Origin of the sequence: Ruoffia sp. FAM 20857 (genome assembly GCF_045528645.1) — a bacterium.
In the GTDB taxonomy this organism is placed as follows: domain Bacteria; phylum Bacillota; class Bacilli; order Lactobacillales; family Aerococcaceae; genus Ruoffia; species Ruoffia halotolerans.
Genome location: NZ_JBGQRB010000006.1, coordinates 21442 through 47056 on the forward strand (window position 1 = coordinate 21442; position 25615 = coordinate 47056).

Consider the following 25615-nt stretch of genomic DNA (forward strand, 5'->3'; position numbering starts at 1 on the left):
ATGCTAATTTCGATTACAATATTAGCAATAGATAATGGAAAGTGACATTGAATACAATAAACCCACAGTCACTCATCAGAGCAATCTGAGTGACTGTGGGTTTTTATTTTTGGGGGAATTTGGATGCGTATAGGATATCAAGGTGTTGCCGGTTCTTATAGTGAGGCAACGTTACAAGATTATATAAAGACATTGGATGATACAACGACAGAGATAGTACCAGTACCTTATGGAGATTTTAAAGCGGTCGTGAATGATTTATTAGATGACAAGTTGGATTTAATTGTCGTTCCAGTTGAGAACTCAACGACCGGCATCATTGCTCGTGTCACAGATTTACTGCGTTATAAGCCTGTCATGGCGATTGCAGAGGCTTACCAACCTGTTCGACATACTTTATGGGGAGTGGAAGGAAGTCGCTTAGAAGACATTCAGATGGTATATTCACATCCTGAAGCCTTGTCGCAATGTCAGGTGTTCTTTAATTCGTATCCACTGATTGAAAGCAAGGTATATGAAGACACTGCCAAAGCTGCGTCATATATTCAAACATTAAATCGACGAGATATTGCTGCAATTGCGAGTCCTCGAGCAGGGGAGTTACATCAATTAGTTCCATTAATGGAGAATGTGCAAGACGAATCAACAAACACGACCCGTTTCTATGTGATTGAAAAGATTCAAGAAAGAGAATATACCGGGACTTGCTTAAGTCTATATGTTGAGACTCGTCACGAATCGGGTGCTTTATCTAAGTTGCTTCAAGTATTTGATATTTTCAATTGCAACTTACAAAACTTAAGCGCCAGACCGATTGAGAATCAGCCATTTACTTATGGATTCTTTATAGAAGTGTCGATTAAAGAGATGAGTTCACCCGTGAACATATTGATTCAGACTTTATATCAAGTATCAGAATACCTTCAAATCATGGGGCAATATGATCAAGTGTCAAAAAGTATTTATTTAGACGTTTAGGAAGGGGATAAAAATGAAAAAGATTGCAATTGTTGGTTTAGGTGTCATCGGAGGTTCCTTTGCGAAAGCATTTAAGGCTTCGGATAGTTCGAATTATTATGTGATGGGAATTGATAGAAACCAAGCGACACTCGACAAAGCCCTGAAAGCCGGTGTGATTGCGGAAGGTGAAGTTGAGAATGAAACGATTCTACAACGTGCTGATATCGTCATTATTGCCCTATACCCTGAGAATATTAAAGAGTTTATTCTACATAACTCAGACGCTTTCAAAGAGGGTGCCATCCTGACAGAAACGACAGGGATTAAACAATATGTGATTGACAGTATCGTGCCAATTCTACCTAAACAAGTCGACTTTATCTTTGGACACCCGATGGCAGGGCGAGAATCACAAGGCTTTGAATACTCTGACCATACGGCCTTTATAGGAGCGAATTATATATTAACGCCACTCGCTTCGAATAAGTCAGAGAATATGGATATATTTAAAGCCCTTCTTAAGAAAATTGGCTTCCAAAGATTAACCCAAGTAACGCCCCTTGTTCATGATGAATTAATCGCTTATACGAGCCAATTATGCCATTGTATTGCAGCGGCCCTAATTAATAGTGATCAACCTGAACGTAATACGGTGCAATTCATCGGTGACAGTTACCGAGATTTAACTCGAATTGCGAAACTAAATGAGAATCTGTGGTCAGAATTGATGTTAAATAATAAGGATGTGCTTGTTCAAGTTATTAGCGAATTTGAAGCAGAAATGACAAAAATTAAAGAATCGCTCTTAACGGATAATAAACGTGAATTAGAAGAAACCTTTATTGAAGCCACTCGCCGCCGTGTAGATTTTGAAAAGAATGACTTAATGATTTAATTTCAATTTAAAGTATTAAATTCCTTGCAATTAGAATCTAAGTGAGTTATATTATAATCACATTAAAAATAAATGATAAAAGAGGTTATCTTATGTTTACCCATTTCAACAATATTATTATTGTCATTCAAAGACCGGGCTTGTTAAATTGATTTTATAATCAGTTTAAAAAGTCCTATTCGTCTTGAATGAATGGGAACAGATAACAAACCCCCATTCTAGTAATCTAGAGTGGGGGTTTTTATTATTCAAAGGAGTGGTAAAACGATGAGTGACATTGAAAGCGACGTGCATATTTATCAAATTACACAGAAAATAATAGGAGGATTCATCCATGAATTTATTTAAAAAGTTTAATAGCGCTTTTACAAGTAACCTGTCAATGTTCGTAGTATTAACGGCTTTATTAGCCTTAATGTTCCCAAGTTTTTTCACACCTTTAAGTGGTTATGTAAGTGTATTACTTCAAATCATTATGTTCACCATGGGCTTGACATTGAAAGCATCTGACTTTTCTCATGTTCTTAAAAACCCAACGAGCGTGATTATGGTTTCTGCCATCCAATACTTATTTATGCCACTGAGCGCTTTTGCAATTGCGAAATTATTCGGTCTATCAGGTGATGTTGCTTTAGGTTTAATCATAGTTGGATCAGTTCCTGGAGGGACCGCATCGAACATTATGGCTCTCTTAGCTAATGGGAATGTGCCACTTTCAGTGAGTGCTACAACGGTGTCTACATTATTATCCCCATTCGTTACACCACTTCTGATCGCGACTTATGGCGGAGCATTTATTGAAATTGCTTTTTGGCCAATGTTCTTATCCATCACACAAATCGTCTTAGTGCCAATTGTCTTAGGATTAGTTGTGTCTCATCTCTTAGGGGACAAGTCAGAAAAGATCAAGACAGCGATGCCATCATTCTCATCGATGGCGGTACTGTTAGTTCTCGCTGGAACAGTATCAGTGAACCGTGAGAATTTACTAACCGGTGGGCTAACGGTTGTCCTAGCAGTATTAGTTCATCATTTATTAGCTTATGCAATTGTTTACTTTATCTATGGGTTATTCAATGCTTCTGCGATAACAAAACGTACGTGTGCGATTGAAGTTGCGGCACAAAATACAGGACTATCCGCAAGTTTAGGTTTAACGCATTTTTCACCAGAAGCAGCCTTAGCGGGTGCAGCTGGAACGATCGTCCATACACTTGTTGGAATGATGTTTGGTAGTTTATGTGCTAAGAAAGATACGAAAAAAGCCGAGGGAGGAAAAGCTACAGTACGAGCAAGTCGTGCTAGAGCGACTGCGTTACAAAGACCAAATTAAGTTAGGAAAGTATTTTGAAAGTGAATTGGTGGAGGAATAACACACACCCACTCAAACAAAAAGGCTCAGCAAGCATGGTGATTTTTGACCACAGTTGTTGAGCCTCTTGTTATGCGCATAAAAAAGAGGGGCGATACGTCAGCCCCTGTTAAATTAAGTTTTATAGAAGTCGTAATGTTGCCACATTCGCACCTGATTCTTCATGATTAGTGCCATCACATATTAAAGCATCAATCTCATCTAAGATTGTTTCTAAAGTTATTGGATAGCCTTCCAATAACCTTGCTTCGCCTGTGACGTATTCATAAATAACTATAGAAGGGGTAGATTCAACTGACATATCGATGGCAGTCTTTTGGTCTTTTAAGAACAATTGTTTAACAAAATCCGACCGCATATCTTGTTGAAATATTTCGACATCTAGTCCAACGTCTTTGGCAAGATCAATTGCGAATTCTTCACTAAATTTAGAAATATCGCCATTGATTGTCTCCTGAAGGCGCATTAAGAAATAACGACCTAATCGTTTCCCTTGCAAACAGGCTGCTTTATATGCGAGAGATGCCCGGTATACCGATTGAAAGATGTAATTTCTCTCCTGCAAGTTTGTTTTTTTGATACCAAGTTGTTGCATATAGTCTTCAACTAAACGTTGATTATGAAAAGGTAGGATGTGCAAATCTATGTTTGACGTTACTAAATCAATTAACTTTAAAACTTCATGTTGACAAGTGTAACAATTTTTCCCTAATGGATTAACGAATAAAAATAATTCAAATACACTTGGAACGCCATTGTGTCTATATTCGATTTGATATTGACTCATTTAGAAATTCCTCCTCCTTTCTTATATTTGGTATAGTTAATATTAACAATAAAGTAAACTATTAGCGAATGATAGGCTTGTTCATTTATTCATTTGTAGAGTATCGATGTGCGCGTGATAACTTAGTTTCTGCTTGTTTGTAAGATATATCAACACTCGCTAACAGTGAATTAAATTGTTCTAAAGCAACTTCAATATCTTGAGATTCAAGTTCCAATTCGTAATCTTCAGCTTGCGGATATTGAGTATAGTCTAACGCATATAATCCATAAGGAACGTCGATATTATAACGTTCTGTAATGAGACTCATTGTTCTTTTAATATCAGTCCAGGCGATATTTCTTGAAGCAATAAACTCTTGGATATCCGCTGAATAAATAATGTCCTCATTCAATGCTTGTGGCACGTCTATCACTTTCTCTCGATTGAATTGAGTAAGTTCAATCGATTCAAGTTCAGACACTCTCTCTTTAATTGTCCATTCACTCGAACCATTATCAAATACTCTTAATCTCATCGCTGAATTATTTTGCTTGAAAATTTCATCTGCTGTATCATAATAGTAATTGGATTGAATGATTTTTGGTTGATTTTGTAAATTAAAATAAGTATAAAGCTTTTCATACTCGGCTTTACTTAGTAGTGTTTTTAATTCTCTTTCAATTGAAGATACCATGTATATATCCTTTCTTAGCTAAATTATGTACAATGTAATATATACAAAAAATAAAAAAACTGTATGTCCATTACAGTCCGTCATTTATCCTATAATAATTCATTACTATAAGCAAATAAATATACTTATACAAAAATAAGAAAGTCGGTGACTAAATTGATAGAAGATAATTTTATCGAGAATTGGGACTTATTCTTAGCTCCTTATGAACAAGCTGTAGAAGAATTAAAGCTGAAACTAAAGAATATTCGAAAAGAATACCGAACTTTACACCGCCATACGCCGATAGAGTTCGTTACAGGACGTGTGAAGACACGCGAGAGTATTCTCGAGAAGATGGAAATGCGAGAAATCGAACCTGAAGATATGTTAATTGGTGTTCAAGATATTGCTGGAATCCGTATCATGTGTCAATTTGTTGAGGATATCTATGAAGTAGCCGAATTAATAAAAGAGCGGACGGATTTCAAAGTATTATTGATTCGTGACTACATTCACCACCATAAGCCCAGTGGCTACCGATCATATCACATGGTGATTGAATATCCTGTACAACGCGCAAAGAATGTGGATACCGTCATTGTAGAGGTTCAAATAAGAACATTAGCAATGAATTTCTGGGCGACAATCGAGCATTCGCTGAACTATAAGTATCAAGGAGAGTATCCAAAGCACATTCTTGAACGACTGGAAAGAGCTTCAGAAGCAGCATTTATGCTGGATCAAGAAATGTCAGAGATTCGAGAAGAGATTCGCGAAGCGACACAATTCTTCGAACAAAGATATGAGGACCCCGATACAGCAATAAATAAAGGGAATTATGAGGTAAATCAATGAAACCAACGGTACTAATTTATTCAAATACAAAACCTCAATCTCAATCTATTAAAACAGAGCTCACAAACAAATTAAATAAACACCAGATTGAAATTGTGGATGAACGTGAACAACCAGACTTTATTATATCAATTGGAGGAGACGGAACCTTCTTATCTGCCTTTCATCATTTCGAACAATATATTGAACATTCGAGATTCGTCGGAATTCATACTGGCCATCTAGGCTTCTATACGGATTGGCTTAGCAATGAAGTGGATGCGGTTGTGGATGGATTATTAAATGCATCCGATCAATCGGTGTCTTATCCTTTACTCAATGTCGAAATTTATTTAGAAGATGGGCGTTGCAAGAAGATGTTAGCCTTAAATGAATTCTCCATCCGTTCAACGATGGGAACCATGGTGAGTGACGTCTATATTAAAGACCACTTCTTCGAGACTTTCCGAGGAGATGGCATTAGTATTTCAACACCAACCGGATCAACAGGCTTGAATAAATCATTAGGGGGAGCAGTCATCCATCCGCGCCTAGATGCGATTCAAATGACTGAGATGGCTTCAATAAATAATCGAGTGTATCGTACCTTAAGTTCTCCAATTATTATTCCTTCAGATGAATGGTTTACTTTGAAACCAGAGAATACGCAATCTGCGATTCTTTCCGTGGATAATCAAAGTTGGTTGAATTATGAAGTATCCAAAGTGACTTGTCAGGTTGCTAAACAACGGATCCATTTCGCAAGCTTCAAACATACCCACTTTTGGGATCGGGTTGAAAATGCGTTTATTGGGAGAAAACAATCACTTTAAAGGAGAATGTTATAAATGCAGCGGATTTTGAAAGTTATAGGTCTAGTCATGACGGTTGGTTTGGTAGTGGCTTGTAGTAGCCAGAGCGATGAGTTTGAACATACCGCACTCGCCGGAGTTGAGCGAATCAACGCACCCGTTACTATTCCAGGAGATACGTCGTTGTTAACAATGAATGAGGACGCAAAAGGCATGATCTATGATTCTCTAGATAAGATAGGGACATTTGCCGAAGGAACGCAATCTCCAGTGGATTATTCACAGATTGAAGCGGTTCAAACAGAAGCAGATTATATTGAGTTTCTGCAAGAGACGAGTGACCAAGCGAAGTTATTATATATTGGCTTTGATGAATGCCCTTGGTGTAAAGCTTTATCACCTAAGATTAACCAAATTGCTAGTGAATTAAACGTTCCAATCTATTACTATAATACTCGATTACACGAACACGATGCGACCTTCCAAGGAGCCATGCAAACATTTGGTGTCGAGACTGTTCCGTATGTCTTTGTGATGGAAGATGGCGAAGCAAAAGAGCGAATCAGTCATGAGTCATCAATGGAACAAATTGAACAATTCTTCACGCTCTATACTGAAGAATACCAATAGAAAATTTTAACAAGTTAGGAAGATAATGTGATTTTAACATGGGAGTATCAAGATACTTTAGAACAAACGATTAAACACTTTTTACACTTTGAAGGGATACCAAGAAATTTTGTAAAAGCGGTGAAGCACAACGGTGGGCAGATCTTACTGAATCAAGAAGAAGTGACCGTGAGAGCAACTTTAAACCAAGGTGATGTATTAACACTCATTGCACCGGATGAACACGGACATGAAACGGTAGCACCGTCAGATATCCCGATTGATGTCGTTTACGAAGACCGTGATTTCTTGATTGTGAACAAACCGAGTGCTTCGGTTTCCATTCCTTCAAAGCAAAATCCAGATAGCTCGATGGCAAATCGTATTAAAGGTTATTATGTAAGAGAAGAATATAAAGACCAAGTGATTCATATCGTCACTCGTTTAGACCGCGATACGACCGGGTTGATGTTGATTGCTAAACACCGTCTTGCCCATGCATACATGGACCGGATGATCCAAAGCAAAGGTTTAACTAAAATCTATTATGGTTTGTCACATAAAGTGGATTGGGATAAACATGGTTATATCGATGCACCGATTGGCCGTAATCCAGAATCAATTATCAGTCGAATTGTGGATCCAGCAGGGCAAGCTGCTTTAACTGAGTATTGGTTAAAAGAACAAGTAGAAGAGGCAAGTTTACTAAGAATGCAGCTTCACACAGGACGTACACATCAAATCAGAGTTCACTTAGCCCACAAGGGTGGGCCTTTAGTTGGCGATGATTTATATGGCGGAGTAAAAGATTCAGTGATATCAAGACAAGCCTTGCATTGTGGTGAGTTACAGTTTGTTCATCCATTTACAGGAGAAGACATCCACATCAAACAAGCCATACCAGAAGATATGCACACGTGGTTAAATATCAGAAAAGAGGAGATAGAAAATGGAAATATTTGAAAGATCTCTTGAAGAGAGTATCGAAACGTTTAAAAAATTATTGAACGAAAACCGAATGACTCGATTTAGAACCGAGTATCTAGCCTTACATAATTATGAGCAAAGTATGATATTTGCGAATTTGGAAAAAGAGGATCGTGAAAAGATTTATCAATATTTATCTCCTTCAGAATTAGCAGATGTCTTCGACATGCTCGAATCGCAAGACGAGACGATTGATATCTACTTTGAAGAGATGTCTCCACCTTATGCTGCGTCAGTTCTAGGCGAGATGTATGCCGATAATGCGGTTGATGTGTTGAATAACTTAAAAAACCGTGAACGTATTAATCTCTATATGAACCTAATGCCTGCAGAAAGTGCTCGTGAAATCAGCTCGCTGATTAATTATTTAGACGAGACAGCCGGGGCGATTATGACGACTGAATTTATCTCTGTTCAAGAAGGCTTAACTCTAGGTGCCGCTTATCACAGACTGAGAGAGCAAGCGATTAAAGCTGAGACAATTTACTATGTATATGTTGTAGATGAAAATAATCGTCTCGTTGGTGTAATCTCATTAAAGGATTTAATTATTAATGATGAAGATAAGCTGATTCATGACGTGATGAATACGCGTGTGATTTCGGTTCAAGTAAATGATAACCAAGAAGAAGTAGCCAAGATGGTTCAAGATTATGACCTATTAGCGCTTCCTGTTGTTGGTTTTGACCGTGAATTACTCGGTGTCATTACGGTTGATGATGTCTTAGATGTTATACAAGATGAGGCAGATAGTGACTACTCTGGTTTAGCGGCGGTTGACGTTAGGGAGAGTCATGACACGCCACTATCAGCGGCAAGAAGTCGTCTTCCTTGGTTGGTCACTTTACTATTCTTAGGAATGGGAACAGCGACTTTAATTAGTCAGTATGATGCGCTAATTTCTGAAGCAAGTGTCTTATCTGCTTTTGTTACTTTAATTACTGGTACAGCCGGAAATGCTGGGACACAGTCATTGGCCGTAGCTGTAAGGAAATTGACAAATAAATACGATGACGAGAACTTCTTTACTTCATTAATGTTTGAATTAATTACTGGCGCGATTACTGGACTCATTGTCGGAATTACAGTGATGTTAATCGTCTTAGTCTGGCAACAAAATCTTGTTCTAGGTGCAGTGATTGGAATAGCGATGATGGCTGCAATTATTGTAGCAAATCTTGCAGGTTCATTTATACCGAAGATTATGGACAGACTTGGTTTTGACCCTGCAGTTGCGAGTGGACCATTTATCTCAACGCTGAGTGACTTAACATCAGTATTTATCTACTTTAGTATTGCTCAATTATTCTTATCAGCTATTATTTAAAGCAATACATAACGAACGACCCTTTGACTATTTTAAAACAGTCAAAGGGTCGTTTTTTAATTGAGTTGTTTTTCCATGTCATGATGAGGGATGTTGGCATCCAAATAGCCTTTTTCATTAGTGATTCTGTAATTTAGTTTCTCATAGAAGGGGATGGCTGAATCTTGAGCAGATAAGCTGAGTACTTCGATGGGAGGGTTGTTTTTTTTAGCCCATCTTTCAATTTCCTCCATTAATTCAAAACCTAAGCCCTGCCCTCTATGTTCTTTGATGACAGCCACACGTTGGATTTTAGCTTTAGTTTTAGTATCATTAAGATTGATGCGTGCGGTTGCGACGGGACGATTGTCAATATATCCGATAAGGTGAATTAGTTGTTGATCCAAACCATCTAATTCAATTCCCGGATCAACATTTTGTTCGTAAATAAAGACTTTCTTACGAATATCGAATGCATCCTTTAGAATCGAAGTGTCTCCATCTAATACCCAAGTAAATTTCATTTAAAACCCTCCACGATTTCATGTATAATTAATTTCAGTGACATTATTGACGTTATTTTACTATAATAGAGAATATAAATACAATGAGCAAAGGATGTTTTTATGACAGAAATAAAAGAAGTATCAAAAATACGATTAGAAAATGTAAAAAACTTAACGACAATTCCATCACCAACGGGCTATACAGCAGATATTATCCAATATATTTGTGGTTTGTTTGATGAGATGGGTGTCAGTTATGAAGTGACGCCCAAGGGCGGGTTACTTGTAAGTATCGATGGTAAGAATAAAGAAAGTCACCGCTTTGTGACAGCTCATGTGGATACTTTAGGTGGAATGGTTCGCGCGATTAAACCGAATGGACGCTTAAAACTGGATTTGATTGGTGGCTTTACTTTTAACGCGATTGAAGGAGAGTACTGTACCGTTCATTCTAGTTTAGAAGATAAAAAATATAACGGAACAATCCTCATGCACCAAACGAGTGTTCACGTCTATAAGGACGCGCGTACAGCCGAACGGAATCAAGATAATATGGAAATTCGCTTAGATTATAAAGTGAAGAGCCAAGAAGATGTTGAAAAACTTGGTATTCAAGTGGGGGATTTTATCTCATTTGACCCAAGAGCTACAATTACGGACGAAGGCTTTATTAAATCTCGTCATTTAGATGATAAAGTCAGTGTCGCTTTATTAATTGAATTGGTTGAGAGTATTCACCGTAATCAGATTGAGTTAGCACATACGACGCACTTCTATATCTCAACCAACGAAGAGATTGGTTACGGTGGAAATTCTAATATTGCTTCTGAAGTTAAAGAATATCTTGCGGTAGATATGGGAGCTATGGGAGATGACCAACGAACGGATGAATATAGTGTCTCGATTTGTGCTAAAGACGGATCAGGTCCATATCACTTAGGCTTGCGTAATCAGTTCGTTAATATTTGTAAAGCAAAGGATATTCCATATCAATTAGATATTTACCCATTCTATTCAAGTGATGCATCCGCAGCTATGAGTGCTGGGGCAGATGTTCGCCACGGTTTAATCGGTGCTGGAATAGATTCTAGTCATGCATATGAACGTACACACTACGAATCAGTAGATGCGACATATGAGTTAATTGAAAGATATTTAGAATCAGAAATGATTGATAAAAATTAATAGGTAAAAAGAACGTGTAAAATGTCTTTAAATTTGCTACTATAAGAAGTACATAACAGTGAGTTAGAGTGTAGAGGAGTGATATGAGTGGTAGATATACCGAAAAGTTTATTTGGCTATAACACGAGTCAAGTAGATTCGATGATGAGCCAACAGACAAGTAAAATTGACGAGTTGGAAAAGAAGATTGAAAGCTTAGAAAGCCAACTTGCAACCTATATTGAATTAGAGTCAGCCTTAAAAGAAGGTATCGTTGATGCTAGACAAAAAGGTTCACAAATAATCGAAGAATCAGCTGGACAAGCGGAGCAAATCATTAGCAAAGCGAATGAACAAGCAGCTCAATTAAAAGAGGAAACAATCAATCGCGGGAATGATTTATTGAATGGTGGGAATGCTTTAAGAGATCGCTTAACATTCATGAAAGATGAGATGCGTGAAATGGTTGATCAAGTATCAGAGTTTATTGATGGCACAGATTTTGAATCACTATTCCCCAAAAGTGAAGTGGATCAATATACGATGCAGATTAGCGAATTTTCAGACGGCAAAGTCGAAAAACGCAAAGAAAGCGAAGAAGTGTCAGTATCTGAGAGTACATTAACTGATGAAGAGAAACGTGAATTAGAAAAATTAATTCATGAAGTGATTGCCAATGATGCAGCTTCAAAAGAGACTCAAGGTCCTGAGCGTAATGTCGAGAAAAAATTAATCGAGTTGAGAACACTCAACGGATAATTTTTATGTTATGAACAATGCAATGATGAACTCAATCACATTGCATTGTTCCATTTTTTTGAAACTGACAATAACGAAAGGAAGTAACTATTTGGTAAATAATTTAGAGCAAGAAGTCAAGAGAAGACGTACGTTTGCAATTATCTCCCATCCGGATGCGGGTAAGACAACCATTACCGAAGCGATGCTGTTATACAGTGGAGCCATTCGTGAAGCAGGAACAGTTAAGGCAAAGGGTAAAAAATCAAACAAATTCGCAAAATCCGACTGGATGGAAATCGAGAAACAAAGAGGGATCTCTGTGACCAGTTCGGTAATGCAAGTAGACTATGACGGACTTCAAGTCAATATTGTCGATACGCCGGGACATGAGGATTTCTCAGAGGATACGTATCGTACATTAATGGCCGTGGATGCGGCAGTCATGGTCGTTGACTCTGGTAAAGGGATTGAGCCACAGACGAAACGATTATTCGAAGTTGTTAGTCACCGTGGAATTCCAATCTTTACCTTTATTAACAAATTAGACCGTGATGGTCGTGAGCCTTTAGAGTTAGTGGCTGAATTGGAAGAAGTCTTAGGTATTGATGCGTATCCAATGAATTGGCCGATGGGTATGGGACGTAACTTAATCGGTCTTTATGATTTATATAATGAACGTGTTGAATTAAGAGGGAATGATGAGGAAGAGGATGATATCTTTATTCCATTAGATGAAGACGGAGAAGCTCAAGGTGAGCATTCGTTTAAAGAATCATCAATCTATTCTCAAGCTTTAGAAGATGCACAATTATTGCATGAAGCAGGAAACGAATTTGATTTAGACAAGATTGCTAACGGTAAGTTAACGCCCGTCTTCTTCGGATCAGCTTTAACTGGTTTTGGTGTTCAAACATTCTTAGATGCTTTCGTAGAGTTAGCGCCAGCACCGGAAGCGTTTGAACTTGAAAGTGGCGATGAAGTTGATCCAGTTGAAGATGACTTCACAGGCTTTGTCTTCAAGATTCAAGCAAACATGAACCCGGCACACCGAGATCGTATTGCCTTTATTCGGATTGCTTCTGGGCAGTTTGAACCGGGAATGAATGTGACCTTAAATCGTACACAAAAGAAAATTCGCATGGCACATACGACTCAATTCATGGCAGATACTCGTGAAGAAGTGAGTACAGCCGTTGCTGGAGATATTATTGGTCTGTATGATACTGGAAATCTGCAAATTGGAGATACTTTGTATTCAGGAAAGAAGGCTGTCGCTTTCCCACCTTTACCACAATTTACGCCTGAGATGTTCATGAAGGTCAGCCCTAGAAATGTTATGAAACAAAAATCATTCCATAAAGGAATTGAACAATTAGTTCAAGAAGGTGCGATTCAGTTATACAAAACATATCATACGGAAGAATATATTATCGGTGCCGTTGGACAACTTCAATTCGAAGTCTTCCAATACCGCTTATTAAATGAATATAATGCTGAAGTTGATATGACTTCAATGGGGAGTAAAATTGCGCGTTGGATTAAAGAGGAAGATTTGGATCCAAGTATGTCTTCAAGTCGTAACTTACTAGTTCGTGACCGCTTTGGAGCTCCAGTGTTCTTATTTGAGAATCAATTTGCTGAGCGTTGGTTCCAAGATAAATATCCAGATATTGAGTTAGAACAACTATTGTAAACACAGTTAATCGTTGCTAACTTATACATTAAAGGCATCTTTAAACATTAAAGATTATAAAACGATAGTTTTATATTGTTGAAACGCTTAAAAAATGGTATTCTTATATATGTAAGAGTTTTATTTATTGAAACTCATATTAAAATTTCATTTATAAAGGAGATTTTTCGAATGGAAAAGAAAGAATTTAACGTAATTGCTGAGACTGGGATTCACGCACGTCCCGCGACATTATTGGTGCAAACGGCAAGTAAATTTGCTTCAGACATTAACTTAGAGTATAAAGGTAAATCAGTTAACCTTAAGTCTATCATGGGGGTTATGTCTTTAGGTGTTGGGCAAGGTGCTGATGTTGTAATCACTGCTGAAGGTGACGACGAAAAAGAAGCCATTGAAGCTGTTGCAGAGACAATGAAAAACGAAGGATTATCTGCATAATGACAAAAATCGAAGTTACTGGGATTGCTGCTAGTGATGGTATTTCAATTGCACCAGTGTATCTATTAACAGAACCAGATTTAACTTTTGATCGCACTACAGTGGAAGATGCTGAAGCAGAAGCAGTTCGCTTTGATAAAGCGGTTGAACAAGCGACAGCTGAAATCACACAAATTCGCTCAATTGCTGAAAAATCATTAGGTGAAGAAGAAGCACAAGTCTTCGATGCTCACTTAATGTTCTTATCTGACCCAGAATTTACTGGGCAAGTAAGAGAAAAAGTTTCGAGCGAAGGAATCAACGCTGAAGCTGCATTAGGCGACGTGAGTGATATGTTCATTCAAATGTTTAGTGCCATGGAAGATAACGCTTATATGCAAGAACGTGCTGCAGACGTTAAAGACGTTTCAAAACGTATTCTTGCTGCATTATTAGGCGTTAAATTACCTAGCCCAGCGACAATTAGCGAAGAAGTTGTTATTATTGCTCATGATTTAACACCAAGTGATACTGCTCAATTAAACAAGCAGTTTGTGAAAGCGTTCGTTACAAATATTGGTGGACGTACTTCTCACTCGGCAATCATGGCGCGTTCTTTAGAGATTCCAGCAATTGTTGGTACAAACTCAATTGTATCTCAAGTTAAAGATGGCGATTTAGTTATCGTTGACGCAATGGAAGGTCACATTATTGTTGATCCGACAGAAGAACAAGTGAAAGAATACGAAGAAAAAGCACAAGCTTTTGAAGAACAAAAAGCAGAATGGGCTAAACTTGTGGATTCGCCATCAGAAACTAAAGATGGCCACGCAGTTGAACTCGCTGCCAACATTGGTACTCCTAAAGACGTGACGGCTGTTCTTGAGAATGGTGCCGAAGCGATTGGTTTATACCGTACTGAGTTCTTATATATGGATTCTTCTGACTTCCCAACTGAAGACGAACAATACGACGCATACCGTGAAGTGCTAGAAGCAATGGATGGTAAAGCAGTTGTTGTTCGTACGATGGATATTGGTGGAGACAAAGAGTTACCATACTTAGAATTGCCAGAAGAGATGAACCCATTCTTAGGATACCGAGCAATTCGTATCTCGTTAGACAAGAAAGATATGTTCAAAACTCAATTACGTGCTTTATTACGTGCATCTGTACATGGTAAGTTACGTATTATGTTCCCGATGATTGCCACTTTACAAGAATTCCGTGAAGCAAAATCATTCTTACTAGAAGTTAAAGAAGAATTATTATCTGAAGGTGTAGAAGTTTCAGAAGATATTCAAATTGGTATTATGGTTGAAATTCCTGCAGCAGCAATGTTAGCGGATCAATTCGCCAAAGAAGTTGACTTCTTCAGTATCGGAACAAACGACTTAATTCAATATTCAATGGCAGCAGACCGTATGAATGAACGTGTCTCTTACTTATACCAACCATATAACCCATCAATTCTACGTTTAATTAAGAACGTGATTGATGCTTCACACGCTGAAGGTAAATGGACAGGTATGTGTGGTGAGATGGCAGGAGATCAAACGGCTGTACCATTATTACTTGGTTTAGGCTTAGATGAGTTCTCTATGAGTGCTTCAAGTGTATTAAAAACACGTAGTTTAGTGAGACGTTTAAACTTAACTGATATGCAAGCATTGGCTGAAAAAGCAATTAATGAATGTACATCATCTGAAGAAGTAGTCGCATTAGTTGAAGAAGCAATAAAATAAATTTAATATAGCATCCTAGGTTATTTACTTAGCCTAGGATTTTATTATTCACTATACGTCAACCATATATTATATATGGTTGACCAAAGGAGTAAAAGATGACATTAAAAAATAAATTATTAAAGAAATTATCTGAAGGAAACAGTACAGTCCATTCAGGTCAAGAATTAGCCACTGAATTTGCAGTGACACGAAGTGCTGTTTGGAAAGCAATTGAAGAATTACGGGAACAAGGTTATGTGATCCAAAGTATCCCAAGAAAAGGTTATCAATACATTCAAAGTACGAAAAGTATTGATCCAGAACAAATAAGTTTATTACTAGGCGAACATGGAGCAGACTTAAAAATCACACTTTATGATGAAGTCACTTCAACGAATGATGTCGCAAAAGTACATGCAGCTAACCATCCGAACGAAGGTAAGTATGTGATCTCAAGAAAGCAAACGAAAGGAAGAGGTCGATACGGTAAGAGCTTTCATTCTACTATAAAAGAAGGACTCTACTCATCTTTACTCGTTCCTGTTAACCAAACACGACCAGAACATATTCCATTATTCACGATTGCAACGGCTACTGCGATGTCAGAAGCGATTGAGGAAGTCACTGGGAAAGTCATTGATATTAAATGGGTTAATGATTTATTTTATGAAGGAAAAAAAGTCAGCGGGATTCTATGTGAAGCAATCAGTGATATCGAAAGTGGCCAGATTACATCGGTAGTTATAGGTTTAGGGCTGAATCTAGCAGGTGACTTCGATGAAGCTGATGAGATGACACAAGGTGTTGCAGGAACCTTGTATGGGAGTGAGTTACCTAAAGAACTAAACTTAAATGTATTACTCTCAACTTACGTCTATCGCCTCCTCACTTATATTAAAGAGATTGATAAGAAAGAATATTTACCTTACTATTCGACTCATCTATTAGGGATTAACAAACCTGTGACGTATTCCGTTAAAGCTGAGGAAAGACATGGTATCATACGCGGAATAAACGAAGAAGGTCACTTAATTGTGGAGTTGCCTTCAGGTGAGATGGAAGAATTATTCGGACAAGAAATTCATTTATCAAGTAGTCAGTTTGCTAAGGGAGGAAACTAAATGAAAACAAGACAATTGACACAAATGGCTTTAATGCTAGCTTTACTAATTATATGTTCACAACTAACCATTCCTTTTGGTCCGGTCCCATTAACATTACAAACATTTGCAATATTAATGATAGGTTTAGTATTACCAGCGAAATACGCGGGATTAACGACGTTAATTTATTTAGTTATTGGACTATTCGGACTGCCTGTATTTAGTGGTGGAACTGGAGGGTTTGGATCATTCATATCGCCATCCTTTGGGTTTGTGATTGGTTTTATTCCAGCGAGTTTTATTATTAGTTATCTCAAACAACGATTGAAACCTGAAACAAATTCGAAACTTATTGGTATCACATTAATTGGAACGGTTATTTTATATATAATTGGTTTAAGTTACATGTATATTATCTTTCGAAACGTATTAGATATTGAAACTGGCTTTATGCATGTTTTACAACTAGGGTTGATACCTTTTATACCAGGAGATATATTTAAAGCGCTCTTAGCAATCTTTATCTATAAAAGACTTCAACGCATCTTATAAATGTAAATCTACACATTGAAAATACCTTGTGATACAATAAGTCTACACTTTAAAAAGTACTATAATTTGTATGAGAAATTATAGTCGAGAGGGGTATTTGATGCGAATTGGCATGTTTACTGACACATATTTTCCACAAGTAAGTGGAGTGTCGACTTCAATCAAGATACTTTGTGATCAGTTAAGAAAAGTTGGCCATGAAGTCATAATATTTACAACAACAGATCCAGAAGCACGACCAGAAAATGGCGTAGTTAGATTACCAAGTATACCTTTTGCGAGTTTTGAAGATCGCCGAATAGCTTTTGGTGGTTTAGATCGATGCGTAAAGATATCAAGAGAATATGACTTAGATATAATCCATACACATACAGAATTTAGCTTAGGTTTAGCAGGTAAATATGTTGCAAGTCGATTAAAAATTCCAACGATTCATACTTATCATACGATGTATGAAAATTACACTCACTACATTTGGGATGGGCGTTTAATTAAACGACAGCACGTACGTTGGTTTTCAAAAGTATTCTGTGGACAAGCAGACGGAGTGATTACACCAAGTGAATTAACTTACGCAACGTTAAAAGACTATGGTGTTGAATCGCCGATGCGCATTATTCCCACAGGCGTTCTTTTACCAGAATTCAACGAAAATTATCGTGCGATGACCCGTAAGAAATTGAATATACCACATGATGCACCGGTATTACTATCATTATCGCGCTTATCGAAAGAGAAGTCTTTAGACGAGGTTATTATGGCATTCCCGGCGGTTCAAGAAGCGTATCCAGCGGCTCATTTAGTCATAGTTGGAGACGGACCTTACCGAGAGACTCTAGAAACCATTGCTAAAGGATATGAATTGGAGAATGTTCACTTCATAGGTGAAATTTCACATAATGAAGTCAATCAATATTACCAAATGGCTGATTTATACATAAATGCGAGTGAATCGGAGTCCCAAGGTTTAACATACTTAGAGTCAATCGCGAATCGATTGCCAATTGTGGCGAAAGAAAATGATTACTTAAACTTAATTATTCAAACAGGAGAATTCGGACAACTCTATGCACCGAATGGGTCATTATCAGAAGCCATCGTTAAATATTTAAACAAGAAGTACGCGGGTGAAATTGAGAATATTAATCCTGAATCATTAGAAAGTATCTCTGCTGAACGCTTTGCAGAGAATGTTTATGCGTTCTATGATAATATCATTCAAAACACAGATCAGTCACGATCAAATTTCTTTGATAGAATGTTAAGTGAGATTAAAGAACCGTGGAGTAATATGTAACTTATGCAGTAGATGTAGAAAAATAAGAATGAATCAAAAATAGTTTATGTAACTTCTTGCAATTTCAATGCATTTTGTTAACATATACTATATTGAAAAACTAACCTAGTTTAGTTTTGCTGCTCACATATTGAGCAATTCTGTTAACGAAAGGAATCAACTATGAAAACTTCAGTTTTGACAGGTATTATCCAACGCTTAGAAGCAATGGTAAATGCTAATAATAGTGAACCAGAGGTTCGCCGTTTTGAATTAGATGGTGTTGAAAAATGCCAAGTAACTTATCATGCAGATGATAAAGCATTCGAATTATCAGATAGTCAACGAGGAACAACTTACCGTTTCGACGATATCGATTTAGTAGCAATTGAAATTTACGAATTATTAGGTTAATTAAACTCAGCAAATAATCCCAATAAATTATTCAATGTTATAGATTTATAACATGAAGTAATAATTTATTAGGATTATTTTTTTGTTAGATAGAGGTTTTATTTGTCAATGTGATCAAATAGTGTTCAGTACTCTGATTTAATATGTTATTATAGTATGTTGGAATAATATGTTATAATATCAAAGACAATATAAGAATTTAAAAGGGGACTATATGAAAAAATTATTGACTCCAACCTGGACCATCAATTCAATTTACGCAATTAAGCCAGATGATTTATTGAGACATGATATTAAAGCAATCATATGCGACTTAGATAATACGCTTATTGCGTGGAATCAGTGGGAGCATACTGAAGAGATGGCTGAATGGTTAACAAGATTTAAAGACGCAGGGATTGGTATTTATCTCTTATCAAACAACAACTATGATCGAGTACTTAAAGTAGCAGAACCATTAGAGTTAAGGTTTACTTCTAGTGCTTTAAAACCACGCAGAAAGCATTTTGTACTTGCTATCGAGGATTTACAAGTACCTAAGGAGAATGTCGCTGTTATTGGAGATCAAGTTATGACAGATGTGATTGGTGCGAATCGTAATCATCTTAAGAGTATCTTAGTCAAACCGATTGCACCAAATGACAATATATATACAATAATTAATCGTATGTTAGAAAAGCTAGCATTTAAAATCGTCGGCATAGACCGAACAGGTGATTGGGGGAATACGCTTGAGTGAGCAAGAAACATTTCAATGTATCGGTTGCGGGGCAACCATTCAAACAGAGAATCCAGATGAGATAGGTTACTTACCACAATCTGCGTTAAATAAAGGAATTGAAAAAGGTGAATTTTACTGCCAACGTTGTTTTAAACTAAGACATTACAATCAATTACAAGATTTAGATATTGATGATGATGTATTCTTAAATAAATTGGGTGAAATTGCTAATGATGATGCCTTTGTTGTATTAGTCGTAGATATCTTTGATGTTGAAGGAAGTTTAATCTCTGGTTTACATCGATTTATCGGGAACCAACCATTTATCATTGCAGCAAACAAATTTGATTTACTTCCTAAAGTAACGCGTAAATCAAAAGTAAAAGATTGGATAAGACAAACAGTAAACCGTCATGGTTTGTATCCTGAAGATATCGTATTAACTTACGGGACAAAGCGCGCGGGGATTTATTCTTTAGCTGAGAAGATTGAAGAAGTGATTAGCGATCGCAATGTTTATATCGTAGGGGTGACGAACGTTGGAAAATCAACATTGATTAATCAATTGATTGGTTACTACGGTGGAGATAAAGAAGTGATTACAACGTCAAACCATCCAGGTACAACGTTGGATTTAATTCAAATTCCATTAACGGATGCACATGCTATCATTGATACACCAGGTATCATCCGTCGTACTCAATTAGCACATCATTTAAGTCGTTCTGACAACCAAAAAGTGTTACCAAATAAACCTATCAAACCAAAAACCTTCCAATTAAACGAAGGACAAACAATCTTTTTAGCCGGTGTGGGGCGAGTGGATCTCGTTCAATCAGAAGTTGAAAAGACAGCGATGACTTTTTACGTTTCAACTGATCTGTACTTACATCGGACTAAAACTGAGAATGCAGATGAGTTGTATCAGAAACATGTTGGTGAGATGTTAACACCACCAAGCAAGGATTATGTAGATGAGTATCCAGAGCTGGAAGAACAAACATTCACACTCGACCCAACCCAAGACATTAGTATCACAGGTTTAGGTTGGTTAACAGTAAATGCAAAAGCAGAAATAAAAGTTTGGCTACCTAAAGAAATTAGCGTATCTAAACGTACAGCAATTATTTAAACGAAGGGAATTAATATGATTACATTAAACAAAGCACAAACAAAATTTTTGCGTAAATACTCGCATAATTTAAAACCTCTTTTCCAGATGGGGAAATTAGGATTAACAGATGTATTTATCGAGCAAGTGGACAACGCAATTGAAAAGCGTGAATTAATTAAATTTGTCATCTTACAAAACAGTGATGAAGATTTAGATGACGTTGCTAACAAAATTGCGGATGAAATCGGTGGTGTTATTATTCAAACAATCGGAAGTACAGCGATATTATACCGTCCATCATCAAAAGAAAAACATCAGGAAATCAGTCAACAAGTAAATCGATTAAGCTAAGGGGACGTGTAGAATGGGTATTTCAAATGGCACATTAAATGCGCAAGAGTTTATGTCAATTGAAGAAGCACTCGAACCGATTATTCTGAGCCAATTTACTCCGGATTCATCGGGAGATGAGCGTAAACGGATTGGTATTTTAGGTGGAACATTTAATCCACCTCATCTCGGTCATTTATTAATGGCAGAACAAGTTGGGAACCAATTGGAATTAGATGAAGTTTGGTTTATGCCTACAGCGAAACCGCCTCATGCACCTGGAAAGACAACAATTGCTTCACAACATCGTGTTCAAATGATTCAATTAGCAATTGAAAACAATCCACTATTCAAAGTTCAACCTTATGAAATTCATCGTGGTGGCGTGAATTATACTGTCGATACAATGAGACATTTCGTTGAGACTTATCCAGAATCTGATTTTTATTTCATTATCGGTTCGGATAGCGCGAACGATTTGTCAACTTGGAAGCAAATTGATGAATTAGTTCAATTAGTTCAATTAGTTGGAGTCAGACGTCCGGGTGAATTCCCTTACCAAGGTCAATATCCTATTCTTTGGGTCGATTCACCTTTGATTGAATTGAGTTCAACCGAGATACGACTCAGAGTATACTTAGAACAATCAATCCGCTATCAGGTTCCAAGTAAAGTGTCAGCTTATATCCAAGAACACAGACTTTATGAGATGGATTAAAGAAAGAAGGCAAGAGTTTGGTATCAGAAATCCTATACACTAAAGATTATATAAATGTGACACGAGAAGAACTACTTAATAATCTTAAAGAAGAACTCAAACCAAAAAGATTTAAGCATGTTCTTCGTGTTGAAGAAACAGCCTTAGAATTAGCAGGACAATATGATTACAAAGATATAGAAAAAGTGAGTATCTCTGCTTTAATGCATGATCATTGTAAAGATTATTCAGACGAAAAGATGTATCAACTTGCGACAATGTATGCACCGTATGAGCCCTTAAGAGTTGCGAACGAAGCAGTATGGCACGGCCTAGCTGCGGCAGAATTAGCGCGTGCGAAATATAGTGTGTTAGACGATGAAATCATTCATGCCATTGCACAACACACGATAGGTGCTAAGGAAATGAGCTTACTGAGCAAATTACTCTTTGTGGCAGATTATATTGAACCGGGTCGTAACTTTGATGGGGTGGCTGAAGCTAGAAAATTAGCCGAAACAGATTTGGATGCAGTTGTCTTTTACAAGATGAGAGAAACAATCAAACATCTTGTTGAAACGAATAAGAAAGTATATGTTGAAAGTGTGGTTATTTATAACCACTGGGCAAAAAAACAGGAGGGTTAATTATTATAAACACAAAAGAAAAATTAGAAGTAATTGTACGCGCCGCAGATGATCGTTTAGCACATGACATCATGGTCTTAGACGTCGCACAATTGACACCATTAGCAGAGTACTTTGTCGTGATGGATGCTAAAAATGACCGTCAATTATCAGCAATCGTTAATGAAATTACTAGCGTGATTGATGAGAATAATTTCGAATTGAAAAACGTTGAAGGTAAAAACGGTGGTAAATGGGTATTAATTGATATGAATGATATTATTATTCATGTATTCAACTATTCTGAACGTGCAAATTACAACTTAGAAAAAATCTGGCAAGATGCACCATTAGTTGACGTTAGCGACTGGATCTCAGAATAATGAGTTTCAGCCAAATAGCAGATGTATATGATCGATTCAATGATCTATCTGTGTATGAATATTGGGTTGACTATACTTTAAATAGTTTAGACCGAAAGCCTAAAAAAATGTTAGATATCGCCTGTGGAACAGGTTGGTTTACTCAATTGATGATACCTTTCGTTGATTCAGTTACGGGAATTGATATCGATGAAGATATGTTAGCGATTGCTCGTCAAGAAGTGATCAATTTACCGAATGTTGAATTCAAGTATGGAGATATGACGCGTTTATCAAAGGATTTAAAGGACTTTGACTTAGTCACTTGTTACTTGGACTCACTATGCTTTCTTAACGACTACAAGGCCGTTAAAGAGGCATTTAAAGGGATGTACCGAGCTTTGTCTGATCAAGGAACGTTATTGTTTGATGTTTGGACGCCTTATCAAATGACGGATGCTTTTTCTGAATTTGAATACTTTGATCAAGACGAGTCAGCAACTTTAATTTGGGAAAGCGCCAGTGATGCTGAATCACTTAGCGTTGAGCATTACTTGACTGTCTATAGACAAGTTGAGGGGGCGCAGTTTGAACGTGTCGATGTTGAACTTCAAGAGCAAACTTTCCCATTAGAGAAGTATATGGATGCTTTAATTGAAGCAGGCTTTCAACCGGATAAGATTGAAGTGTTTGTTGATTACGGAAGTAAATATTATGACAAGAGAACAGATGAAGAGGCAGACCGTTGGTTCTTTAGATGTAGTAAGTAAGAGTTGGGGAGTGTTATAAGATGAAGCTTGTTTCAGTCATTGCCGAATATAATCCTTTCCATCTTGGCCACCAATATCAATTAGAACAAATGAAGCAAAGAACTTCGGCAGATGCGCTCGTTGTATTGATGAGTGGAAATGTTGTTCAACGCGGAGAATTTGCTGTAATTGATAAATGGCAAAGAGCTGAGATTGCATTGGAATACGGTGCTGACCTCGTCTTAGAGTTACCACTCTTAGCAAGTTTACAAGCAGCGGATTACTTCGCGTATTGGGCGGTTAAGACACTAGAATTATTAGGTTCAGATCAGCTTGTTTTTGGAACAGAATCTGCTACCTACGAAGCCTTGAATTCTTATGTTGATTGGTTAGTTGAGAACGAAGAAGCAATCGATAGAAGTGTTAAAACTTATCTCAACGACGGCTATTCTTATGCAGCGAGTTATCAATCTGCTTTAGAAGCTATAGATAACTCTTCTGAAAAGGCGAAACTTTTAACAGACTCACCGAATCATTTATTAGGGATTCAATACATTAAGGCATTGAAGCAATTAAATTCTAAGATGGATGTTATAGCTATTTCTAGAATTAAACACAATGAAAATATGCAAGAAGTCTTAAGTGGCAGCCAAATAAGAGAATTGAATCGTCAACAATTAGTCACCGAGGATACTGTACCTAAGCGGATGTTTCAAAAACTAGTGAGTCATCCAAACGTGCAACTTGCTGATTATTATGATTTACTAAAGTACCAAGTACAAAGTCAAAGTGCTGAACGCTTAACTCAATATCAAGGCATTGATTATGGTGTTGAACATTATATTTATCAGCAAATTTTGGAAACTAGTAATTTTGAATCTTTAATTGATGCACTCACATCTAAAAGATGGACGAAAGCATCCATCCAAAGAAAGCTAATGATGATTTTGTTGAATATAACAAATAAGGAATGGCAGGAAAGCATTGATTTAAATAATGAAGAGCTGACTATTCGAGTGTTAGGTTACACAGATGTAGGAAGAAAAGTACTTAAGATGAAGCGAAACCAAACTGGATTAAAATTATTTAGTAATTTGACTCAAGACAACGCACAAAATTATCAATTAAATTTACGTGCGGATACAGTCTTTTCACTCAATCCAAAACATAGAATAATGCAACAAAACACTGGAAGATTCCCAATTCACTATTAATTGAAAAGGAATCGTGTTAATATTAAAATAATCTTGACAAGAATTGTAAACTTCAATATAATAAATCTTGTCGTTTTAGAGGTGATAATAGATGAAATGGACAATCCGCCAATTAAAAGATCATCCTGATGATATGATTAATTTTGAAGAATCTTTAGATATAAAAGAACAGCTCATGGAGCGAAACCCTTCAATCTTAGATGTGGAATCAGTGATTGTAAACGGATATTTCGTACCTTCTAATGAAGATATCATTCTTCATGGTCAAATCGATACTCGACTGACGGTGCCGTCATCGAGATCATTAGAACCAGTATCATTACACTTAAACATTCCAATTAGCGAACGTTATGTGTATGAGGAATATGATGGAAACGTCGGGGAATATGAAGAGACTACGATTGTACTTCAGTATGATTATATTGATTTAGATGCAGCAGTGACTGATAACATCGCGATTAATATACCTACAAGAGTATTGAAACCAGGAGAAGAAGACGGAGATTTACCGTCGGGTAATGATTGGACAGTCGTCACCGAAGAAGAATACGAGCAAAACTTAGCGGAAGAGAAAGCCGAAACGGTTGATCCTCGCTTTGCAGCCTTAAAAACGCTATTAGATAACGAAGATGAGGAAGAATAACCTCAAACATCAACTAGGAGGTGTAGAGAATGGCAGTACCTAAACGTAAAACATCAAAAGCAAAGAAAAGAGCACGTCGTACACACTACAAGTTACAAGTACCAGGAATGAATACTTGTGCTAACTGTGGAGAATTAAAATTAAGCCACCGTGTATGTTCATCATGTGGACACTACGATGGAAAAGAAGTTGTATCTAATACAGCTGAATAATTTTGTTGAGCTAATCTTTTTGATTAGCTCTATTTTTTTTGCTTTAAATTCAGAATAGTATAAAAACACTGTATTTATGAAACTTTGTAAAGTTTACGTAACATTTACATAGAATTTACATTGTATTTACAATG

The 25615-nt window shown here is 36.9% G+C and carries 30 protein-coding genes; 27 read left to right on the forward strand and 3 right to left on the reverse strand.

Features of this window, described 5'->3' with window-relative positions:
- Positions 1-123 precede the first annotated feature (123 nt).
- From ACEN4N_RS02400 to ACEN4N_RS02410, 3 genes are all read left to right on the forward strand, one after another.
- On the forward strand, positions 124-978 hold the full coding sequence (locus tag ACEN4N_RS02400; protein WP_407089255.1) for a prephenate dehydratase: 855 nt from the start codon (positions 124-126) through the stop codon (positions 976-978).
- 13 nt (positions 979-991) lie between these two features.
- Positions 992-1855 carry a prephenate dehydrogenase gene (locus tag ACEN4N_RS02405; protein WP_407093592.1) on the forward strand — a complete coding sequence of 288 codons (864 nt, stop codon included), beginning with the start codon at positions 992-994 and terminating at the stop codon, positions 1853-1855.
- Between the two features lie 334 nt (positions 1856-2189).
- The gene (locus tag ACEN4N_RS02410) at positions 2190-3188 is read left to right on the forward strand and encodes a bile acid:sodium symporter family protein (protein WP_407093593.1); all 999 of its coding nucleotides are present in this window, start codon (positions 2190-2192) and stop codon (positions 3186-3188) included.
- A gap of 160 nt (positions 3189-3348) precedes the next feature.
- On the opposite strand, the gene ACEN4N_RS02415 is transcribed toward ACEN4N_RS02410, so the two are convergent.
- Both ACEN4N_RS02415 and ACEN4N_RS02420 read right to left on the reverse strand, forming a co-directional pair.
- On the reverse strand, positions 3349-4014 hold the full coding sequence (locus ACEN4N_RS02415; protein ID WP_407093594.1) for a DsbA family protein: 666 nt from the start codon (positions 4012-4014) through the stop codon (positions 3349-3351).
- Between the two features lie 85 nt (positions 4015-4099).
- Positions 4100-4690: a CYTH domain-containing protein gene (locus ACEN4N_RS02420; protein WP_407093595.1), complete on the reverse strand. Its 591-nt coding sequence runs from the start codon at positions 4688-4690 to the stop codon at positions 4100-4102.
- Between the two features lie 156 nt (positions 4691-4846).
- Between ACEN4N_RS02420 and ACEN4N_RS02425 the strand changes: the two genes are divergently transcribed.
- The 5 genes from ACEN4N_RS02425 to mgtE are packed head-to-tail and all read left to right on the forward strand — an operon-like array spanning position 4847 to position 9241.
- Positions 4847-5527, forward strand: coding sequence for a GTP pyrophosphokinase family protein (locus tag ACEN4N_RS02425; RefSeq protein ID WP_407089250.1), 681 nt, complete (start codon positions 4847-4849; stop codon positions 5525-5527).
- Positions 5524-6339 carry an NAD kinase gene (locus ACEN4N_RS02430; protein ID WP_407093596.1) on the forward strand — a complete coding sequence of 272 codons (816 nt, stop codon included), beginning with the start codon at positions 5524-5526 and terminating at the stop codon, positions 6337-6339. Before ACEN4N_RS02425 ends, ACEN4N_RS02430 begins: the two co-directional genes overlap by 4 nt.
- 15 nt (positions 6340-6354) lie before the next feature.
- Positions 6355-6948, forward strand: coding sequence for a thioredoxin family protein (locus tag ACEN4N_RS02435; protein WP_407089248.1), 594 nt, complete (start codon positions 6355-6357; stop codon positions 6946-6948).
- A 27-nt stretch (positions 6949-6975) separates the two neighbouring features.
- Positions 6976-7890, forward strand: coding sequence for an RluA family pseudouridine synthase (locus ACEN4N_RS02440; RefSeq protein WP_407089247.1), 915 nt, complete (start codon positions 6976-6978; stop codon positions 7888-7890).
- On the forward strand, positions 7877-9241 hold the full coding sequence (gene mgtE, locus ACEN4N_RS02445; RefSeq protein ID WP_407093597.1) for a magnesium transporter: 1365 nt from the start codon (positions 7877-7879) through the stop codon (positions 9239-9241). Before ACEN4N_RS02440 ends, mgtE begins: the two co-directional genes overlap by 14 nt.
- 56 nt (positions 9242-9297) lie before the next feature.
- Here the strand turns inward: mgtE and ACEN4N_RS02450 are convergent, their stop codons facing one another.
- Positions 9298-9744 (reverse strand): GNAT family N-acetyltransferase, encoded by a 447-nt coding sequence (locus tag ACEN4N_RS02450; RefSeq protein WP_407093598.1) that lies wholly within the window; start codon positions 9742-9744, stop codon positions 9298-9300.
- A gap of 102 nt (positions 9745-9846) precedes the next feature.
- Between ACEN4N_RS02450 and ACEN4N_RS02455 the strand changes: the two genes are divergently transcribed.
- From ACEN4N_RS02455 to rpmF, 19 genes are all read left to right on the forward strand, one after another.
- On the forward strand, positions 9847-10911 hold the full coding sequence (locus tag ACEN4N_RS02455) for a M42 family metallopeptidase (RefSeq protein WP_407093599.1): 1065 nt from the start codon (positions 9847-9849) through the stop codon (positions 10909-10911).
- An 87-nt stretch (positions 10912-10998) separates the two neighbouring features.
- A complete protein-coding gene (locus tag ACEN4N_RS02460) occupies positions 10999-11649 on the forward strand; it encodes a DivIVA domain-containing protein (protein WP_407093600.1) in 651 nt (216 codons plus the stop codon).
- 91 nt (positions 11650-11740) lie between these two features.
- Positions 11741-13324 carry a peptide chain release factor 3 gene (locus tag ACEN4N_RS02465; protein WP_407093601.1) on the forward strand — a complete coding sequence of 528 codons (1584 nt, stop codon included), beginning with the start codon at positions 11741-11743 and terminating at the stop codon, positions 13322-13324.
- A gap of 171 nt (positions 13325-13495) precedes the next feature.
- Complete coding sequence (locus ACEN4N_RS02470) at positions 13496-13762, forward strand: phosphocarrier protein HPr (RefSeq protein ID WP_138404840.1); 267 nt, start codon at positions 13496-13498, stop codon at positions 13760-13762.
- On the forward strand, positions 13762-15486 hold the full coding sequence (gene ptsP, locus ACEN4N_RS02475) for a phosphoenolpyruvate--protein phosphotransferase (RefSeq protein ID WP_407089242.1): 1725 nt from the start codon (positions 13762-13764) through the stop codon (positions 15484-15486). Before ACEN4N_RS02470 ends, ptsP begins: the two co-directional genes overlap by 1 nt.
- Before the next feature lie 98 nt (positions 15487-15584).
- Positions 15585-16589 carry a biotin--[acetyl-CoA-carboxylase] ligase gene (locus tag ACEN4N_RS02480; protein ID WP_138404842.1) on the forward strand — a complete coding sequence of 335 codons (1005 nt, stop codon included), beginning with the start codon at positions 15585-15587 and terminating at the stop codon, positions 16587-16589.
- Complete coding sequence (locus tag ACEN4N_RS02485; RefSeq protein WP_407089241.1) at positions 16590-17123, forward strand: biotin transporter BioY; 534 nt, start codon at positions 16590-16592, stop codon at positions 17121-17123.
- Between the two features lie 100 nt (positions 17124-17223).
- Complete coding sequence (locus tag ACEN4N_RS02490; protein ID WP_407089240.1) at positions 17224-18420, forward strand: glycosyltransferase family 4 protein; 1197 nt, start codon at positions 17224-17226, stop codon at positions 18418-18420.
- Between the two features lie 162 nt (positions 18421-18582).
- On the forward strand, positions 18583-18813 hold the full coding sequence (locus ACEN4N_RS02495) for a YkuJ family protein (RefSeq protein WP_138404844.1): 231 nt from the start codon (positions 18583-18585) through the stop codon (positions 18811-18813).
- 214 nt (positions 18814-19027) lie between these two features.
- Complete coding sequence (locus ACEN4N_RS02500; protein WP_407089239.1) at positions 19028-19552, forward strand: YqeG family HAD IIIA-type phosphatase; 525 nt, start codon at positions 19028-19030, stop codon at positions 19550-19552.
- On the forward strand, positions 19545-20666 hold the full coding sequence (yqeH, locus tag ACEN4N_RS02505) for a ribosome biogenesis GTPase YqeH (RefSeq protein ID WP_407089238.1): 1122 nt from the start codon (positions 19545-19547) through the stop codon (positions 20664-20666). Before ACEN4N_RS02500 ends, yqeH begins: the two co-directional genes overlap by 8 nt.
- A 15-nt stretch (positions 20667-20681) precedes the next feature.
- Complete coding sequence (gene yhbY, locus ACEN4N_RS02510; RefSeq protein ID WP_407089237.1) at positions 20682-20999, forward strand: ribosome assembly RNA-binding protein YhbY; 318 nt, start codon at positions 20682-20684, stop codon at positions 20997-20999.
- Positions 21000-21012: 13 nt separating this feature from the next.
- Entirely contained in the window at positions 21013-21696 is a 684-nt protein-coding gene (locus ACEN4N_RS02515; RefSeq protein ID WP_407089236.1) for a nicotinate-nucleotide adenylyltransferase, read from the forward strand.
- A gap of 17 nt (positions 21697-21713) precedes the next feature.
- Positions 21714-22322: a bis(5'-nucleosyl)-tetraphosphatase (symmetrical) YqeK gene (gene yqeK / locus ACEN4N_RS02520; RefSeq protein WP_407089235.1), complete on the forward strand. Its 609-nt coding sequence runs from the start codon at positions 21714-21716 to the stop codon at positions 22320-22322.
- Between the two features lie 32 nt (positions 22323-22354).
- Positions 22355-22684 (forward strand): ribosome silencing factor, encoded by a 330-nt coding sequence (gene rsfS / locus ACEN4N_RS02525; protein ID WP_407093609.1) that lies wholly within the window; start codon positions 22355-22357, stop codon positions 22682-22684.
- On the forward strand, positions 22684-23433 hold the full coding sequence (locus ACEN4N_RS02530) for a class I SAM-dependent DNA methyltransferase (RefSeq protein ID WP_407093602.1): 750 nt from the start codon (positions 22684-22686) through the stop codon (positions 23431-23433). The genes rsfS and ACEN4N_RS02530 overlap by 1 nt, the downstream gene beginning before the upstream one ends.
- 20 nt (positions 23434-23453) lie before the next feature.
- Complete coding sequence (locus ACEN4N_RS02535; protein WP_407089233.1) at positions 23454-24626, forward strand: nucleotidyltransferase family protein; 1173 nt, start codon at positions 23454-23456, stop codon at positions 24624-24626.
- Between the two features lie 91 nt (positions 24627-24717).
- Entirely contained in the window at positions 24718-25269 is a 552-nt protein-coding gene (locus tag ACEN4N_RS02540; protein WP_407089231.1) for a YceD family protein, read from the forward strand.
- Between the two features lie 29 nt (positions 25270-25298).
- Positions 25299-25481: a 50S ribosomal protein L32 gene (gene rpmF, locus ACEN4N_RS02545; RefSeq protein WP_138404853.1), complete on the forward strand. Its 183-nt coding sequence runs from the start codon at positions 25299-25301 to the stop codon at positions 25479-25481.
- Positions 25482-25615: the final 134 nt, after the last annotated feature.